Here is a 17,126-nt window from a genome sequence, read left to right on the forward strand (position 1 = left end):
GTAAGACACTTTTCACACTTTCGCTATACGAATACGACTAACCATAAGCCATGCGAGTATGCACATATAAATCACAAAGTAAGGTGCAATCAAATACGGAACTGCAAAATAACTCAAGGTAAGTAAAACACCAGCTACCGTTATAGGCATGCCATAATAGGAACCATCGAACTCTTCTACGTTATAGCGGGCTAAACGGACTGCGCCTGCTAAAATATAAAAAATCACAGCGGACAAACCAATCCACATCGTATCAGTCAACGCGGTGTCATAGAGTAGAATAGCAGGCGCTACACCGAATGAAACTAAATCGCTGAGTGAATCAAGTTCTTTACCAAATGCCGACTCTGCATGATAATGCCTAGCTACCATTCCGTCGAACCGATCAAATAATGCAGCGAAGAATATGAACATCAAACTCATATGTGCATGACCTTGAAGCACAAGTAAAATCGCTATAATCCCTAAACACAAATTAAAAAGTGTTATGATATTCGCCAATTGGGATTTGAGTTTAGTATAATCAAAATATCTAAATGAAAACAAGATTCGGCCTCCTCGTGCACTTCTTTAGTATATGCTTTTAATGAAAGGAAGAAAAGATGAAAACACGTATTTTTAAATCATTTGTTGAATTAACCGGATCACCGGTCATTTCGGCTTTGCTTAAACAAGTAACTACCTCACGCATTAGCAAACCGCTAATTAAGCCTTTTGCGTCGTTCTATCATATTCAAGTAGACGAAGCGGAATACCCAATTGAACAATATACTAGTCTCAATGCCTATTTTACTCGTTCATTACAGACTGGCAAAAGATTGATTGATAGCAATCGAAAGACTTTAATCTCTCCAGTTGACGGTGTGTTGAGCGACTCAGGCATTCTCGATACACAACAACAATTTAGTGTGAAAGATAAAACATACAGTCTAGCTTCACTGCTTGGTGACACAGATAAAGCCTCTCGCTATACGAATGGCTATTATTATCTATTCTATCTTTCTCCCAGACATTATCATCATTTCCATTATCCTATTTCCGGAACGCTAGTAAATCGCTATGCATTAGGTTCTACCTCGTATCCGGTAAATGATTTAGGAATTCGTATGCGTAACGACGTATTTTCTTCCAACCATCGAGTCATTTCGGAACTCTCAACTGACTTTGGACATGTAGCAATCGTCAAGGTTGGTGCCTTAAATGTAAACAGTGTCCGCATTGCGAATTCTGAATCTACTTGTGTAAAAGGTCAAGATTTTGGTCATTTTGCATTTGGATCCACTGTTATTTTATTCATTGAACAGAATGACGCATTCAAGCCAGAAGAAGTGTCTTTTACAGAAGTTCAAGTTGGTGATAGGATCGGAGAGTGGCAATCTTAAGTAGATGAGGTTTTCAGATGGAACATCTTCAAGAATATATAGTGCAGTATGGCGATCTTTCTATATTTTTTTGGCTCTTGGTATTTTCGGGCTTCATACGCCCGATGAAGTCCTTGTAGCATTCGCCGGTTATTTAACTTCAGCAGGTACATTCCTGTTTGTATTCACAATTGTTTTCACACTATATGCAGTTATCGTCGGCACTTTATTTACTTATATGATTGGCAGAAAACTTGGTAAACCATTGATTCATTATGTTGGAAATTACTTATTCCTTACGCCACATCATATGCATAAGATTGAGCGATGGTTTATAAACTATGGCTCCTGGACGGTGACATTCGGATACTTTGTTCCGGGTATGAGCGAGATGGGTATTAAACGATAGGTCTCGTTTGCTATACCCGGCGTAATCGTCTCAACTACAATTTGCTTGTTACTCGGCTATTTCATTCATCTACCTTTTTTCTAAGCAATAGTTAGATGAAGGCAGAGGGCATAGTTGATTAACAATGCTTTTTCCTCACTTCTAACACGCATCCTTTATCTCAAATAACCTTACCTTCAAGTGTAATGAAACCTATCGCTGAAAAGTAGTGCATCACATCAAACTGTCGTTTTAGATAAGTTTGACCTCTTTTATCATTTACTATTTATGGCATGTAATCTTCCATTACTTTGTCACGTGCACGGTGAAATTTCCCGAATAAAAAGACAAACCTAGTAAACGGCTTGCCTTTGAGTTTTTTCTTAATAAATTATCTATATTTTCTTACTATCTCTCCAATTACATACGGTTAAATAAGCTAGTTGGAAGTAACACAATATTTAATTCTGATTAAATGTATGTCTCTGATGAAAAAGTAAGTGATTCATCTCAACTAAAGACGAGTTTAATCCAAAAGTATAATAAAAATAAAGTTACGATTGTGGTGATTGGGATCACTTTGAAAGAGATGTTAGTATAGTCTCTCCACTTTACTGCAATGCCGTGCTTACGCAAAATACTGAACCAAATGAGTGAAGCTAGCGTTCCAATTGGCAACAGTAATGCACCTATATCACTTCCAACAATATTAGCCAAGTAGATGGTTTTTAACGTAATGGGATCAATACCCATTTCGGTCAACGTTATTGTACCTATCATTAACGCGGGATGGTTATTGAATATATTAGACAGTACGGATACGATTCCACCCATTAGAATACTTGCCGATAGTAACCCTTGATTGACAATTGGTTCACCCCAGCTAACTAGTAATTCAGTTAAACCGACGTTATGCAATCCATAGATGATGATGTACATGGAAAACGCAAAGACGAGTATGTGCCAAGGAGTTTTTTTGATAATATCCCAAGGAGAGATTCCTAATTGTATCCAACGCCAAACGAGTAATACTATGGATCCCAGGACTGCAACAAGTTCTATCGGCACATTAATATACGATGCAACAAACAACATACATCGCATACAGAAAACAAAAAACAAAATTTTCAACATAAAGAATGTGCGACCTTTATCACTAGTAAACAAATTGTGCCGATGCAACTTTTTAAAATACTCCTCCTCGAATATCTTTTCTATATAGATTGTATCCGGTAGAGTTCGCGGTAATTTTTTCCGAATAACAACGAACATTAACATTGACATAAAAAGCAATCCGATTGTAGCGGGTACAAACATCATGGCTGTATGCATCCAAAGCGACAAATCTACTATCTTTAACGCAATTAAATTTACAATATTGCTAACACCAATCGGAGCACTGGAAGCTGTTGCGATTAATGCACCACTTAACAAATAAAGGATTTGCTGTTCCGTTTTTAATTGCAAATGTTTTAAAAGTAAAAGTAGTATTGGTGTTGTAATTAATATACTACCATCATTGTTAAACAGTAATGTCATGAGAAAACATAACAATTGTATGTTCCAATATAATCGGTAGCCTGACTGCTTGGAAAATGAGGCGAGTCTAATGGCTGCCCAGTGAAAAAAACCGAAGCTCTCCAATATAACAGCCATTACAATAGTTGAAATTATCGTTACAGAAGCCCCTCCAACTTTATCGATAATATCAAGCAAATCGGTACTTGATACAATTCCCATGACAAGAATAAGTACCGCCCCAATAGTAGCAGGCCATGCTTCATTTATTCCTCTGGGTCGCCAAAAGATGACAAGCATCGTCGATAAGAATACTATAGAAGTGAATATGATTTGCATAGTCACTGTGTCTCAACTCCTTTCCACCTAAAATCTCTTACATATTTCCTTCTGTCTTGTATGTATATTCGGACAACAAGTCGATCGTAGAGTCGTTAGTCCATACTTCAATTATCTTTAGATAAATACAAAAAAACGCTAAGCAATCCCTTATTTGGACTGCTCAACGTTATCTTATTTGGATATAATAGTGCGGTGCATATCAGCCGCATGCTTTAATAGTGCGGTATACTGTCCCTCCGTAACGACTGTTTCTATCGATTCATTTTCATAATGAAAATTAGACGAACATGAATTCTTTGCTGCGTGCTTCATCAATGCATAGTATTGCTTTTCTAACATAGCCTTCTGTTCTTCAGAACTCTTTTGCGTATCAGTGTGACTAATAATTTCCAAACTCTCGATTTCTTGTTGAGGAAGAAAGTCCAGAGATCCATCTACTGATTTTTTCTCATGTGAATCTTGCAAACAGTCAATACATGGCAGAAACGTTTCGTTTCCTATTCTATTCGCTGGAGGATTTTTCATATTAACATGTTCAATGTCCTCTTCACTTTCAACAGTGGAAATAGTTTGCTTCAAATCACTATTTGCCTCCGCCATGAGAGCTCTAAACGAGCCGTTATTTAATACTCGAATCTCTTTAATTGGAAGTACCTTATGTTCTTCGATCAAGATTTCATTTTGATTGTAAGTCTCATCCTGCACGTTTATATCTACTACTTTTACATCAAGAGACTTATCATAAGTACTAACTGGTTTATAAGTATTTTCAATACTTGCGCTGGATTGTATGATAGCTTCTTTAATTATTTTTTCAGCTTTATTATCTTTATCATTACTTACTACTTCTGCAGCAATCGGTTGCTCTTCCTCCACCTTTTTGCGAATAGATTCAATCGTTCGCTCTAGACTGCTACTTCCCTTGCGTATAGTTTCAATGGAGGATAGTGGAATCAATTGTAACTGTTCCTCATTTATTAATAGAATATATGACTCTTCGATTTCACTTAATACTCCATACATAGGCTGTTTACTAAATTCATTTACCGAAACCCACTGCTCACGTAGCTCGAACATACGAGGAACTTCATAATCCCCTTCATATGTTGTACTACGAAGGTCTTTTGTGTTCTTAGTGATTGATATAATAGATGGAATTAAAATATACATAATAGATCTATCAACTACCATCAGTATATATTCTTGGTGTGAGCCAATAAGTAACCCTTCTATAGGTTTACCATATGAAAGCGATACGTAAATCCTATAGCCAGTAAAATTTCGGAAAATTTCTCCGGAATTATTAGTCTTCAATTAACGCACCTCCTCTATAAAGTGATCATCTCTCCTTTATAGAAGAGATGATCAGTCACTTTATTCTTTATTTTCGTTACTTTCTTTCTTCTCAACTTTTTCTTTTTTTCCACCACTTTCTTCTTTATCTTTATCTTTATCTTTATCTTTATCTTTATCTTTATCTTCTTTTTGACGTTCTACTTTTACTCCATGACTAACGTTTCGAATATGAAACATGGAAAGTCGAATGACTTCTTCATTAAAAACAATGACAATGAAATCATTCGTTACTTCCTTTACAACACCCTCTAAAGTTTCGGGTCCACCACGATTAATTTTCACCCATTGATATTCAAGCTTTTTCAATACACCTGGAAAATCTACTTCATCAATCAGGGTGAAACCCTCTGGCAACTCTACATTAATGGACATTTCATTTTTTGAGTTATTTGTAATACTTTTGATATGATGTGTTTTATAGTAGACAATTCCGTCATTCTCCGTTAAAAGTGTTAAGTACTCTTCATTACCCGCTAATAACTTTCCGATTCGTGACTCTGGTCCTCCTCGATCTACTCTTATTACCTTACCTACTAATGCATTTAACGTCTCTTTATTCATTCTATTGTAGCCTCCTTTGTGGTGTCCTATTATCTATATGTCACTTAGGTATAGTCAGGTTAGGTCATTCGCCCATTTTAAATTTTAGTTTCATTTTAACTTCTTCACCATTCGTCTATATTAATTTTTTACTTCTACTTAAAATATTGATACATACACATTTCCTTACATAGTGAATAGGATAGTGTATATCTGATAAAGGAAGGATTTAAATTTTATTAAAGTAAAAGAAGGTATTCATCATCTAGCGAGGGAACAAGTGTAGAAAATCAATGTAATGGCAGTTCTTGTTATACTAGTTCATGTTCTTCTAGTAAATCTGGAAAGTTAGGAATAGGTTAGAGCAAAGGAACATGAAAAAGGCTACCAGATCTTTAAACTGGTAGCCTTTTCTAATTTTTAAGTGATATCGTATCTAACTCATACAAATTACGATACCTTTCACTTTCATTCAATAATTGTTCATGGGTTCCTTGCATAATAATTTCACCATGATCCATGAAAATAATACGATCCATTTTCTCCATGCCCATTAAGTGATGTGTAATCCATACGACCGATTTATCTTCTAGAGAGTGATGAAGTGTTTCTACAAGAGAGTGCTCTGTTACTGGATCCAATCCAACAGTCGGCTCATCCAAAATGACAACTGGCGTTTGTTTCAATAAAATTCGTGCCAGTGCAATCCGTTGACGCTCTCCACCCGAGAAGCGTTGTCCTGTTTCTTCCATTTGAGTTTTCAAACCTTCAGGAAGTGATTCCAAATACTCATACAAACCGACTTGTTCAGCTACCAGTTGTACGTCTTTTAAAGTAGCGGATGCGTCGCCAAGTTTTATGTTATTCAGAACTGTTGTGGCAAATAGATAAGGCTTTTGATTCAAGACGCTCATGATTTCATAAATAGAGTCACCGTAGAGAGATGCAGATTGTTCATTGACATGTACTTGTCCGCTTGTCGGCTGCACAGTGCCTAATAATAACTGTATAAGAGTGGATTTTCCTGCGCCGCTCTTACCAAGTACTGCAACTTTTTCGCCTGGTTGAATTGCAAGCGAAATATTCTGTACTGCATGTTCTTTCTGGCCTTCATAACGATAACTGACATTGTCGAGAACTATAAAAGCTTCATCTACACTACCTAGCTCCATTGCGATTTGTTCCTCTGCAATGTTTTGCTGATGAATAGTGTCAATCCTCTGCAAAGAAGCTTCATAAGCAGGTAAACGTTCGATCGCGAATGAAACAGGTATCAAGCCTTCTAAAATCGGCAGCGTAACCAATGTAAATGCTGCGATATACGTGGGTGCCAACGAACCGGCTGCTGCTTGCTGTCCTGCCCAAATACCGACGACTAAGACAAGTAGTCCAGAGAAAATTTGCAATTGCATCGTACGCGATTGTTGCCAATACGCTAGTTTTTTATCAACGGCATGACTCGCATGGCTTTCTTCTTTAAATGAAGCAAGAAATTGCTCTTTTCTGCCGCTAATGATCCAATCTCGCAAACCAAAAATACCTTCTGTCATCGTATTATACAATTGACTGTGAAGTTTTTTTGATTGCAGCTGATTTTTCTTCATCATATAAAGTGAAAGCATTGGATAAACAAACGTCACGATAGCTAGTAACAAGGCCATGATGAGCGCGAATTTCCAATCATAGACAGCCAATACAATTACAGAGAAACTGAATAAGAATAAACCGATGACCGTAGGAAACAGCGTACGAATATACACATCCTGTAAATGTTCAATATCATCCGCTAGTGCACCAAGTAAATCACCCGTTTGAAAACGGGAACGAATAAATAATGCTTGCGGCTCCAGTACGTGATAAAGCTGTACCCGCATATCGGCAATAATTTTCAATACGGCATTATGGCCAAGCAAACGCTCTACATATCGTAAAGCTGCACGTGAAATACCGAATGTCCGAACTGCGACGATTGGAATATAAACAAGTAATATCGTTTCAGGCCTTTCTGATGTACGGGATATTAAATAGCCTGACGTAAAGGTCAACATCGCCGCCGAAAGAATGGTCAGCGTTCCAAGCAGTATAGTCGATAGTATCGTTTTATTATATTTACGGGCATAGGGAAGTATATGTTGTTGATACAAGTTCATACAGCATGCCCCCTTCCACGCGCTTCAAGCAAACGACAGTAGGCTCCGTCGTTCTGTAATAATTGTTCGTGAGAGCCCGTTTCCACTACTTTACCATTTTCTAGTACTACGATGGTATCCATTTCCCGCATCCAATGAATCCGATGCGTAGCAAACACCACGAGTTTATCTTCCAGAAGCGGTAACATCATTTGCTTTAATTCATGCTCTGTTTCAATATCCAAATGAGCAGTTGGCTCATCGAATAATAAAATTTGACGACGTTGCAGTAACGAACGAGCGAGCGCAATCCGCTGTTCTTCACCGCCACTCAGAACTCTTCCACCCGCTCCGATCCGTTCTTCATAACCTGCCGGGAAAGTTGCGATCAACTGATCAAGACCCACACGCTCCGCTGCCTTTTGTACTTCCTGCAATGTAGCATCTGGTTCATAAAAGCGAATATTTCCCATGACAGTATCTGGGAAAATCGTAGGATGTTGTGGAATATAGGCAATTTGTTTTTGCCAATCAGCGGTCGCTAGGTGCGGTAATACTTGTCCGTCCAGTATGCAACTTCCATCAGTTGGTAGTGTGAAACCTGATAAGACATCAATAAGTGTCGATTTCCCCGCTCCTGAATGACCAATGACGCCTACTTTTGTGAATCCTTGTAACTCTAAATCCAAACCTTCAAAAATTGTTTGTTCATTAATTTTGACTTCGACATTGCGTAATTCCATCTTCGACACGTCGTTCCAAGCAGCAATCGGTGAAACCATCACTGGCTGAACAACTGTTTCCTCTTCTAAGATATTGTGGATTTGTAAGCTTGCATCCTTGCCGTCAGCTGTCGCATGGAAGTCATTCCCTAACTCTCTAACAGGCGAGAAAAATTCTGGCGCCAAAATCAAAATAGCAAGAGACGGTTCAAGAAGAATCTGTCCATTGATCAATCGCAGACCAAGTTCAACCGCCACTACCGCTACAGAAAGACTTGCAAAGAAATCCAATGAAAATGAAGACAGAAACGCATAGCGCAATGATCGATTCGTCGCAATACGATATTTATTACTGACTATAGCAATAGACTGCTCATGCGCTCGGCTACGCCCCAAGTATTTCAGTGTCACAATTCCCCGTAATGAATCGACAAAGTGCCTTGAAAGTAAGCGGTACGTATCCATCTGTTCATCAATTTTCTTCTTAGAAACGAGTCCGATCAGAATTAGGAAAATGATCAGAATCGGCAAAACTATAATGAGTGTCACAGCCGACATAATATCTAGAGTAAAGACATATACCACAATGACAAACGGAACAATAGCCATCGCTAACGTCCGCGGTATAAGCAATTCCACATACTTTCTGAACTTCGGGACACCTTCTAAACCAAGTGTCACCAAATGTCCAGAACCATATTTCCCAACTACTTGAGGACCAAGATCAAAAATCTTCTTCAATAATTGTTGCTCATAATCCTTTGCTGTTAGATCGGCAAAGCGATAGGAAATACGTTCCTTCGCCCATTGGATCACATGACGTAGACTGTTTGCTACGACAAAAATCACAAATGACCGAAGTGCTTCACTCCAGTCTGCACCTTGGAACAATTGTGTAATCGCTTTTGCTAAATAGATCGCTTGAAAAACAATGGCGATTGACTGAACTACAGTAAGTAGTCCAATCAATACCATCACTTGTTTACTTCCTTTGTATTGAAGCAAGTATTTATCCATTAGTATTCTAGATGCTCCTTATCACCTGTCAACCGTTTACGGAACACGTAATAACTCCATATTGTATACGCCAAAACGATTGGCACCATAGTAAACGCTACGATCGTCATGATTTTCAATGAATAGTCTCCTGAAGCTGCATCTGCAATCGACATATTAAATGCAGGATCCATTGAACTGATCATCACATTCGGGAATAGCGCGATGAAAAAGCTTGCCATGACAATGATTAACACTAGACCAGTCATCGTAAAGCTCAGTCCTTCTCGTTTTGTTTTCAAGAAGAAGAACAGTAATCCGTATAATACAACCGCCAAACTATACATCGGAATTAAAATAGCTCCATGATCTGTAAAGGCATCTGTATCCAAATACGTAAAGATGATAAATAATACGAGGAATACACCAGTCAATGCGTACACTTTACGTGCTGCTGCATTTGCACGCTCTCGTAACTCGTCTACAGTTTTCAAGCCGATAAACAGCAAACCATGCAGATACGATAACAGAACAAATGTCACACCACCAATAACTGTGTAGACATTTATGAAATCCGTAAAGCTTGCATACATGTTCATATCTCCATCAATCGGTAATCCACGAATTAAGCTCGTGAAGAATACGCCAAATAGGAATGGAGGTAAGATACTACCGATGAACACCGCCCAGTCCCATGTCTTGACCCAAGCTTTCGAATCGACCTTATTACGAAACTCGAATGCTACACCTCGTATGATGAAGGCTAGTAACAAGACAACAAATGGTAAATAGAAACCACTAAAAGCGGTCGCATACCAGTGTGGGAATGCAGCGAACATCGCACCACCCGCAGTAATCAGCCATACTTCATTCGCATCCCAAACGGGTCCAATTGTATTCATGACAACCCGTTTTTCCAAATCATTACGTGCTAAGAACTTCGTACTCATTCCGACACCGAAGTCAAATCCTTCTAAGAAGATAAATCCTATGAATAGGACAGCGATCAATATGAACCAAATATCACTTAATGGCATGTCCTGCACCTCCTGTTTCAAACGGATCTGTTGCCGATACATCCTCTTCTGGCTGTTCTTCCGGACCACGCTGGATGAATTTCACGAACAATACGACCATGATGATACCTAGAATCGTATAGATGGTAGAAAACGAAATAAGTGAAAATAGAATCTGCCCTGCTGAGACGTTCGGTGAAATTCCATCAGCTGTTTTCATTAAGCCATTTACTACCCATGGCTGCCGTCCCATTTCAGACATAATCCAACCAAATGAGTTCCCTATAAACGGTAGGAAAATCCCCACTATTAGAAGTCGTAAGAACCAAACGGACTCCATAATTTTCTTTCGGAACAGTAGGAACAAACCAAGTGCGCCTAATCCAAGTAGCGTACCGCCTGTGACAACCATTATACGGAAGCTCCAGAATGTCGTTTTAACAGGTGGAAGATATTCCCCTTCCCCATGCTTTTCAATCATTTGTTGTTCCAATGCGTTCATACCTTGTACTTTCCCTTTAAACTCACTGTATGTTAAATAGCTCAACATATAAGGTATATCAAGTCGTTTAGTTGTTTCTCGATTTTCCACGTCAATCTTTGCGAACAATGTCCATGCTGCCGGATCTCCACTATCTTCCCATAGCGCTTCTGCCGCAGCCATCTTCATTGGTTGTGCATGCATTAAGTATTGAGCTTGTGCGTGACCTGTAAACGCAATACCGAGACCTGACAACATACCGACGACTAATGAAATCGTCAAAGACTTTTTAAAGAAGTCTACTTTTCGTTTCTTGATCAAATACCACGCGCTGACACCGACCACGAAGAATGCACCTGTAGCAAAACTTCCGAAAATCGTATGCGGGAACGCGACCCATAATTTTTCATTCATCAGCAAGGCTACTACATCATTCATTTCCGCACGGCCATTTTGTAATACATAGCCTGTTGGATTTTGCATGAAAGAGTTAGCTGCCAAAATCCAGAATGCGGACATGACCGTTCCAATAGATACTAACCAAATACAAGCTAAATGTAATTTCTTCGGTAGCTTATTCCAACCGAAGATCCAAATTCCGATAAACGTAGATTCCAAGAAAAATGCTAGTAAAGCTTCAACAGCTAGTGGAGCACCAAAGATGTCTCCAACAAATCTAGAGTAAGCCGACCAGTTCATCCCAAATTGAAACTCTTGAATGATTCCGGTCACTACACCGATCGCGAAGTTGATCAGGAAAAACACACTCCAGAATTTCGTCATTTTCAAGTAGATTTCATCTTTCTTCACTACATACATCGTTTGCATGATCGCTATAATCAGTGCTAGGCCGATGGACAAAGGGACGAAAATGAAATGGAACAATGTAGTAGAGGCGAATTGGATTCTCGCTAATAAGACTTCTTCCAACATTTTTGTTGATCTCCTTTCGAACTGTCTTTCTACTACCTAGAATAACGCAGAACGAAAATTAGTTCGTGAACTATGTACGATATTCCTGTTACAAATCTGCAAACTTATGACGAAATTGTCTATAAGTTATGGCGGCTTTGTAACAGCATGTGAAAGATGGCGGTTTGACTGAATTTTAGTAGTTTTGCTCTTATGCTCCGCAGGTTCTAGGCTAGGATTTCTGTTGTATGGTCGGATCCTTTATGTTCATTGTCAGGTGAATGACTACATTGAGCGGTTAACTAATATGATAGAGCGGGTGCTTCGTAAGTATGAGCGGGTAGAACATGCTATAGAGCGGGTATGCAAGAACTATGAGCGCTTTACGAAAGTTATGAGCGGTTAAGCTGTTGTTATGATCATTTGCTAATTCACTAAGCCCCTCATACAATATGTCAATCTTCGAATATACAAAAAACGACCTGCTTCCCTTAATGGAAGCAAGTCGTTTTAATCATATCGTATCTATTATTTTCATAACCTCATCGTAATCAGGATGTCCTTTATGAAGATATATAATGAAGTGATCTATTCTTTTCACGGCCAACTGCTCTGTCTTACTGCCGATAAATACCGGAAGATTGCCTGTCTCTTCTACTATTTCAAGGCGCTTGTCAGATGGATCCAGTTTATAAAGATGTAATGGAAGTAAAGCATCCCCATTGATCGTTACTACCATGCCACTTTCTGCCTTAAACATATCAATCGCAGCTTCAGCTGGTTCGCCTACTGTTAAACCCGCCTGTTCTAGCTGATTCACTACTTTTTGATATAACTCTTCGTCTGCTACAGCTGCTACAACGACTTCCTCTTCTTCTGGAATTTCAGGAGTTAGTTCAGGTGTTGTTTCTGGTGGTGCTACTTTTTCTTTATCACTGCATGCGACTAATACTAACGATAAACTGCATAGTACAATGGAATAAAGAAACCATTTTTTCATAGTGCTCATATATTGATATCCTTTCTATGCGAAACATTTTCTCCTGTTATTATACATCATTCTACAATGATACTTAATCTAAATCGTATTTCTAGACAAATAGTTGGCAACAAATTATGATAAATATGCAGTACATAATAATCTATACTTATTAAGTATTATTATCAGATGATAATTATTATTAATAAGCCTTTCTTTTTTGATTTAGCTTTGGTATAATAGTATTCATAGGTTATAAACAAACAACTGAGGAGGAATATATTTTGAATAACAATGAGAACAATTCTCAAAAAAGAAAATTAACGACTGCTGCGGGTGCACCTGTAGTTGATAACCAAAACTCTATGTCCGCCGGTCCAAGAGGTCCACTTCTATTACAAGATGTATGGTTACTTGAAAAATTAGCGCACTTTGATCGCGAAGTCATTCCTGAGCGTCGTATGCACGCGAAAGGATCTGGAGCATACGGTACTTTCACTGTCACGCATGATATTACAAAGTATACGAAAGCAAAGCTATTTTCTGAGATTGGTAAACAGACGGAAATGTTCGCACGCTTCTCCACTGTTGCAGGTGAACGTGGTGCAGCAGATGCCGAGCGCGATATCCGGGGTTTTTCTTTGAAGTTCTATACTGAAGAAGGAAACTGGGACATGGTCGGAAACAATACACCTGTATTCTTCTTCCGTGATCCATTGCAGTTCCCAGACTTGAACCACGCAGTTAAACGTGATCCACGCACAAATATGCGCAGCCCGAAAAACAACTGGGATTTCTGGACTGGACTACCTGAAGCGCTCCATCAGATTACTATTTTAATGAGCGATCGTGGTACTCCTCGTTCATACCGTGAAATGCATGGTTTCGGTAGCCATACATTCAGCATGATCAATGCAAACAATGAACGTCACTGGGTTAAGTTTCATTTCCGTTCCCAGCAAGGTATTGAAAATTTGACAGATGAAGAAGCTGCAGCAACGATTGCAACGGACCGTGAAAGTTCACAACGCGATTTGCTAACTAACATCGATAATGGCAACTTCCCTAAATGGAAAATGTACATTCAAGTGATGACAGAAGAACAAGCAATGGAAATGCCGTATAATCCATTCGATTTAACAAAAGTTTGGTATAAAAAAGACTTCCCTCTAATTGAAGTCGGTGAATTCGAATTAAACCGCAACCCTGAAAACTACTTTGCTGAAGTAGAACAAGCTGCGTTTACACCGGCAGCAGTCGTTCCGGGTATTGGATTCTCACCTGATAAAATGTTGCAAGCTCGTCTATTCTCTTATGGCGATGCGCAACGTTATCGTCTAGGTGTCAATCATCACCAGATTCCTGTTAACGCACCAAAATGTCCGTTCCACAGCTTCCACCGTGATGGGGCAATGCGTGTTGATGGCAATATGGGCTCTACTACTCACTACGAGCCAAACAGCTATGGTGAGTGGCAAGAACAACCAGACTTCAAAGAGCCGCCACTAAAAATTCATGGCGACGCAGATCACTGGGACTTCCGTGAAGATGACGATGACTATTTCACACAGCCTGGTAAGTTGTTCAATATTTTGAACATGGAAGAGCAGCAGCGTTTATTTGAGAATACTGCACGTAATATGGGCGACGCTCCGAAAGAGATCAAAATTAAGCATATCCGTCACTGCTACTTAGCGGATCCTAAATACGGAGAAGGCGTAGCAAAAGCATTGGATATTCCGATGGCAGATGTAGATATTGAAAATACAACAACAATAGTAGAACAATAAAATGATACGAAAAACCGCTTGGAGATTTTCTCCAAGCGGTTTTTTACATTCTACGCTTTATCGCCTACACCATTTAATATATTGGCAATCAAAAGCCCAAGAACGATAGCTATAACACTCATGACAAACGGCGTACCACTTTCAGGCATTCCCGGGAAAATCACAAAAATGGATCCGATGATTAATCCCATGATTACGGCAAACATTCCGGTATGGAAGTTGGAAAGAAGGTAGCGTATTAATTTACTGCTAATTACAAACCCAAAGACAATACCACAACCTGTTGCGATGATAATCGGTATGTTAAAGTCTGAAATAGCCGTAATGACTGTCGCGTAAACGCCTAACAATAGCAAAATAAATGATCCACTGACACCTGGCAACAGCATCGCCATACTACCTGCCCATCCTGATAGGAATAGGATTATGGTATTTTTAACTGTCAGATGGGTGATTGTGATTGGATCAATAGGATTCATAAAAGCTGTAGAAGCTAATGCTGAGGCCACTACTATCATCAATAAAATATGCTGAAATTTAAAGTTCTTTCTCAGTCCTGCTTGCTTTGAAACAAACGGAATGACACCCACAATTAACCCTAAAAAGAAGTATTGAGTTGGTTCATGATAATACTTCAGTAAATACGAGATCACTTTACTAAATATAATGATCGTTGCGCCCATCCCGATACCTAGGGGGATGAGGAATCCAATATGTTTCTTCCAGTCCTTGCTAAAAAATCCGCTTATTGAAATGAGTAACCGATCATAAATCCCTAATATAAATGCAATCGTTCCGCCACTTACACCAGGAACTAGGTCACTGATGCCCATCAAAAAACCACGGTATAAATTTCTCCATTCCATTCTCGTTGTTCCTCCAATGATTTCATTCCGTTTAGTATATCATGCTGTGTTTCACTAATTACAGTTCATTACTATTTATTTTCACTATATGTTACAGCTATTTGAACAGTATACGTAAATAGGACTGTACAAAACAAAAGTTGTTCCATTGTTAGACAAAACAATGGAACAACTTCATATTAATAATCATCCATTTCAGATACAGTCACGAATTTATAGCCTTGAGACTGCAAATTTCCGAGTACCGCGTCCAGTCCATCTGCTGTGGATTTATGAATATCATGCATCAAAATTATACTACCTGCACGAGCATCTTCAATAATATGTTTAAATAACAACTCTGGATCATGATGTTCCCAATCCAATGTATCTACATTCCATAAAACTACAGGTAATTTTGTGCTTTCTCTTACCCGATCATCTACAGCGCCATAGGGTGGCCTGAAAACAGTTGCAGGTTGCCCAATTACAGCTTCAATGATATCCGATGTGCCTTTTACCTCACTTTGAAGAGCGTCATCAGGTATACCTGTTAATGAAGGGTGATTCCATGAGTGATTACCTATCTCATGTCCAGCTTCGGCTACTTTCTTTGCAATATCAGGATAGGAATTTACTCGATTACCTAGCATAAAGAATGTAGCTTTTGCATCGTATTTCTCAAGTGTTTTTAAAATCCTAACCGTATAATTTGGATCCGGACCATCATCAAACGTTAAAGCAATAGTCTTTTCTTTTTTAGTATCATCTGTTGCTACTTGGAATTCCTTTGCTAGGAATGGATTCAATTTACGTAGTGGAATTTCTACTGTTGCCGGCCCAGCTTGCCTCTTTGTAAATTCACCAGTACCAAAATAAAGAATTAATGAATCATCTGTTAAAGCGAAGTTACGATAGTTGACCCACATCGGTTCAGTAGGACGCCATACACTTTCCTTTATCACATCATCTTGTAACGAAGGACTATGATGTATTTCGTCACGCACGACACTCACCATACGCTTTAGCTTCTCCAGATTATGATCCACAATATCTTCAATTATTAGTTCGTCTCCTGTTTCAGGATTGATATGAAATGTTTGAATTTCCGTTTGACTATCTTGATCAGCATAGTACGTAACAGCTTGCATGACAAAAGAATAATTTCCCGAAAGATGCTGGAGTGTTTCAAAAGATACATCTAACTTGGACACTCTTTTTTTCTTTTGTTGCTTATTGACATACGTCGTTTTCAATTCATCTACATAGTCTAACACTTGCCGATTAAAGCTATCGTACTCTGTTTGCGGATAACGAATGACAAAAGGATACTGTGAGTCTTTAGGTTTCTCCGTCAACATTTTAATACCTGGGTAAGGAGAAGTGGTCGATTCTATCGACACTTTCTGTTTCGGCGCAGGTATGACTTCATGTGTTACCTGTTTAGCAGGGCTAGCTTCTTTATTTTTTATAACATTTACTATTAATAGTAGTGTAATAGATACCAATGTTATGATCGTGATAATTAATGCACGATCAATCCATAGTGATCGACGTTTTTTATTTGTATCTTTCATGAAAGGACTCCTTTACTCCACACTGCTCAGCGTTGAATGCACATCACAGTTTACTAGTGTCAGAATCACTATACCCATTGCGTTCAAAAGCATTCTGAATTCCACTTATATATTTTACAATCAACTATCTTAACTTACAATTGACAGGTTTGAAAGTATTTCCATCTCCTAGTA

General features: G+C 38.7%; 14 protein-coding genes. 3 read left to right on the forward strand and 11 right to left on the reverse strand.

The features are described from left to right. Nucleotides 1-12 precede the first annotated feature (12 nt). On the reverse strand, nucleotides 13-546 hold the full coding sequence (gene pssA, locus CSV80_RS03190) for a CDP-diacylglycerol--serine O-phosphatidyltransferase (RefSeq protein ID WP_099669561.1): 534 nt from the start codon (nucleotides 544-546) through the stop codon (nucleotides 13-15). Between the two features lie 56 nt (nucleotides 547-602). Here pssA and asd point away from each other — a divergent pair, with 56 nt between their 5' ends. Beyond that, nucleotides 603-1,382, forward strand: a complete 780-nt coding sequence (gene asd, locus CSV80_RS03195) for an archaetidylserine decarboxylase (RefSeq protein ID WP_099669562.1) — start codon at nucleotides 603-605, stop codon at nucleotides 1,380-1,382. Nucleotides 1,383-1,386: 4 nt separating this feature from the next. Continuing rightward, a complete protein-coding gene (locus CSV80_RS03200; protein ID WP_099669563.1) occupies nucleotides 1,387-1,770 on the forward strand; it encodes a DedA family protein in 384 nt (127 codons plus the stop codon). Between the two features lie 489 nt (nucleotides 1,771-2,259). On the opposite strand, the gene CSV80_RS03205 is transcribed toward CSV80_RS03200, so the two are convergent. The 8 genes from CSV80_RS03205 to CSV80_RS03240 form a co-directional block, all read right to left on the reverse strand. Further along, on the reverse strand, nucleotides 2,260-3,606 hold the full coding sequence (locus tag CSV80_RS03205; RefSeq protein ID WP_143560456.1) for an arsenic transporter: 1,347 nt from the start codon (nucleotides 3,604-3,606) through the stop codon (nucleotides 2,260-2,262). A gap of 174 nt (nucleotides 3,607-3,780) precedes the next feature. Further along, on the reverse strand, nucleotides 3,781-4,923 hold the full coding sequence (locus tag CSV80_RS03210) for an MPP10 family protein (RefSeq protein ID WP_099669565.1): 1,143 nt from the start codon (nucleotides 4,921-4,923) through the stop codon (nucleotides 3,781-3,783). Between the two features lie 60 nt (nucleotides 4,924-4,983). Further along, the gene (locus tag CSV80_RS03215; protein ID WP_199083917.1) at nucleotides 4,984-5,526 is read right to left on the reverse strand and encodes a hypothetical protein; all 543 of its coding nucleotides are present in this window, start codon (nucleotides 5,524-5,526) and stop codon (nucleotides 4,984-4,986) included. A gap of 392 nt (nucleotides 5,527-5,918) precedes the next feature. Beyond that, nucleotides 5,919-7,655, reverse strand: coding sequence for a thiol reductant ABC exporter subunit CydC (gene cydC, locus CSV80_RS03220; protein ID WP_099669566.1), 1,737 nt, complete (start codon nucleotides 7,653-7,655; stop codon nucleotides 5,919-5,921). After that, nucleotides 7,652-9,373: a thiol reductant ABC exporter subunit CydD gene (gene cydD / locus CSV80_RS03225; protein WP_099669567.1), complete on the reverse strand. Its 1,722-nt coding sequence runs from the start codon at nucleotides 9,371-9,373 to the stop codon at nucleotides 7,652-7,654. The genes cydC and cydD overlap by 4 nt, the downstream gene beginning before the upstream one ends. Then, nucleotides 9,373-10,389: a cytochrome d ubiquinol oxidase subunit II gene (gene cydB, locus CSV80_RS03230; RefSeq protein WP_099669568.1), complete on the reverse strand. Its 1,017-nt coding sequence runs from the start codon at nucleotides 10,387-10,389 to the stop codon at nucleotides 9,373-9,375. The genes cydD and cydB overlap by 1 nt, the downstream gene beginning before the upstream one ends. After that, a complete protein-coding gene (locus CSV80_RS03235) occupies nucleotides 10,376-11,779 on the reverse strand; it encodes a cytochrome ubiquinol oxidase subunit I (protein WP_099669668.1) in 1,404 nt (467 codons plus the stop codon). Before CSV80_RS03235 ends, cydB begins: the two co-directional genes overlap by 14 nt. Nucleotides 11,780-12,275: 496 nt before the next feature. After that, nucleotides 12,276-12,761, reverse strand: coding sequence for a hypothetical protein (locus CSV80_RS03240; protein ID WP_143560451.1), 486 nt, complete (start codon nucleotides 12,759-12,761; stop codon nucleotides 12,276-12,278). 344 nt (nucleotides 12,762-13,105) lie between these two features. On the opposite strand from CSV80_RS03240, the gene CSV80_RS03245 reads away from it, so the two are divergent. Further along, nucleotides 13,106-14,530 (forward strand): catalase, encoded by a 1,425-nt coding sequence (locus CSV80_RS03245; RefSeq protein ID WP_233201507.1) that lies wholly within the window; start codon nucleotides 13,106-13,108, stop codon nucleotides 14,528-14,530. A 50-nt stretch (nucleotides 14,531-14,580) separates the two neighbouring features. Here the strand turns inward: CSV80_RS03245 and CSV80_RS03250 are convergent, their stop codons facing one another. Both CSV80_RS03250 and CSV80_RS03255 read right to left on the reverse strand, forming a co-directional pair. Then, nucleotides 14,581-15,396 carry a DUF368 domain-containing protein gene (locus CSV80_RS03250; RefSeq protein ID WP_099669571.1) on the reverse strand — a complete coding sequence of 272 codons (816 nt, stop codon included), beginning with the start codon at nucleotides 15,394-15,396 and terminating at the stop codon, nucleotides 14,581-14,583. Nucleotides 15,397-15,575: 179 nt separating this feature from the next. After that, nucleotides 15,576-16,952, reverse strand: a complete 1,377-nt coding sequence (locus CSV80_RS03255) for a polysaccharide deacetylase family protein (RefSeq protein WP_099669572.1) — start codon at nucleotides 16,950-16,952, stop codon at nucleotides 15,576-15,578. Nucleotides 16,953-17,126 lie beyond the last annotated feature (174 nt).

Origin of the sequence: Sporosarcina sp. P12(2017) (assembly GCF_002743035.1) — a bacterium.
In the GTDB taxonomy this organism is placed as follows: Bacteria; Bacillota; Bacilli; order Bacillales_A; family Planococcaceae; genus Sporosarcina; species Sporosarcina ureae.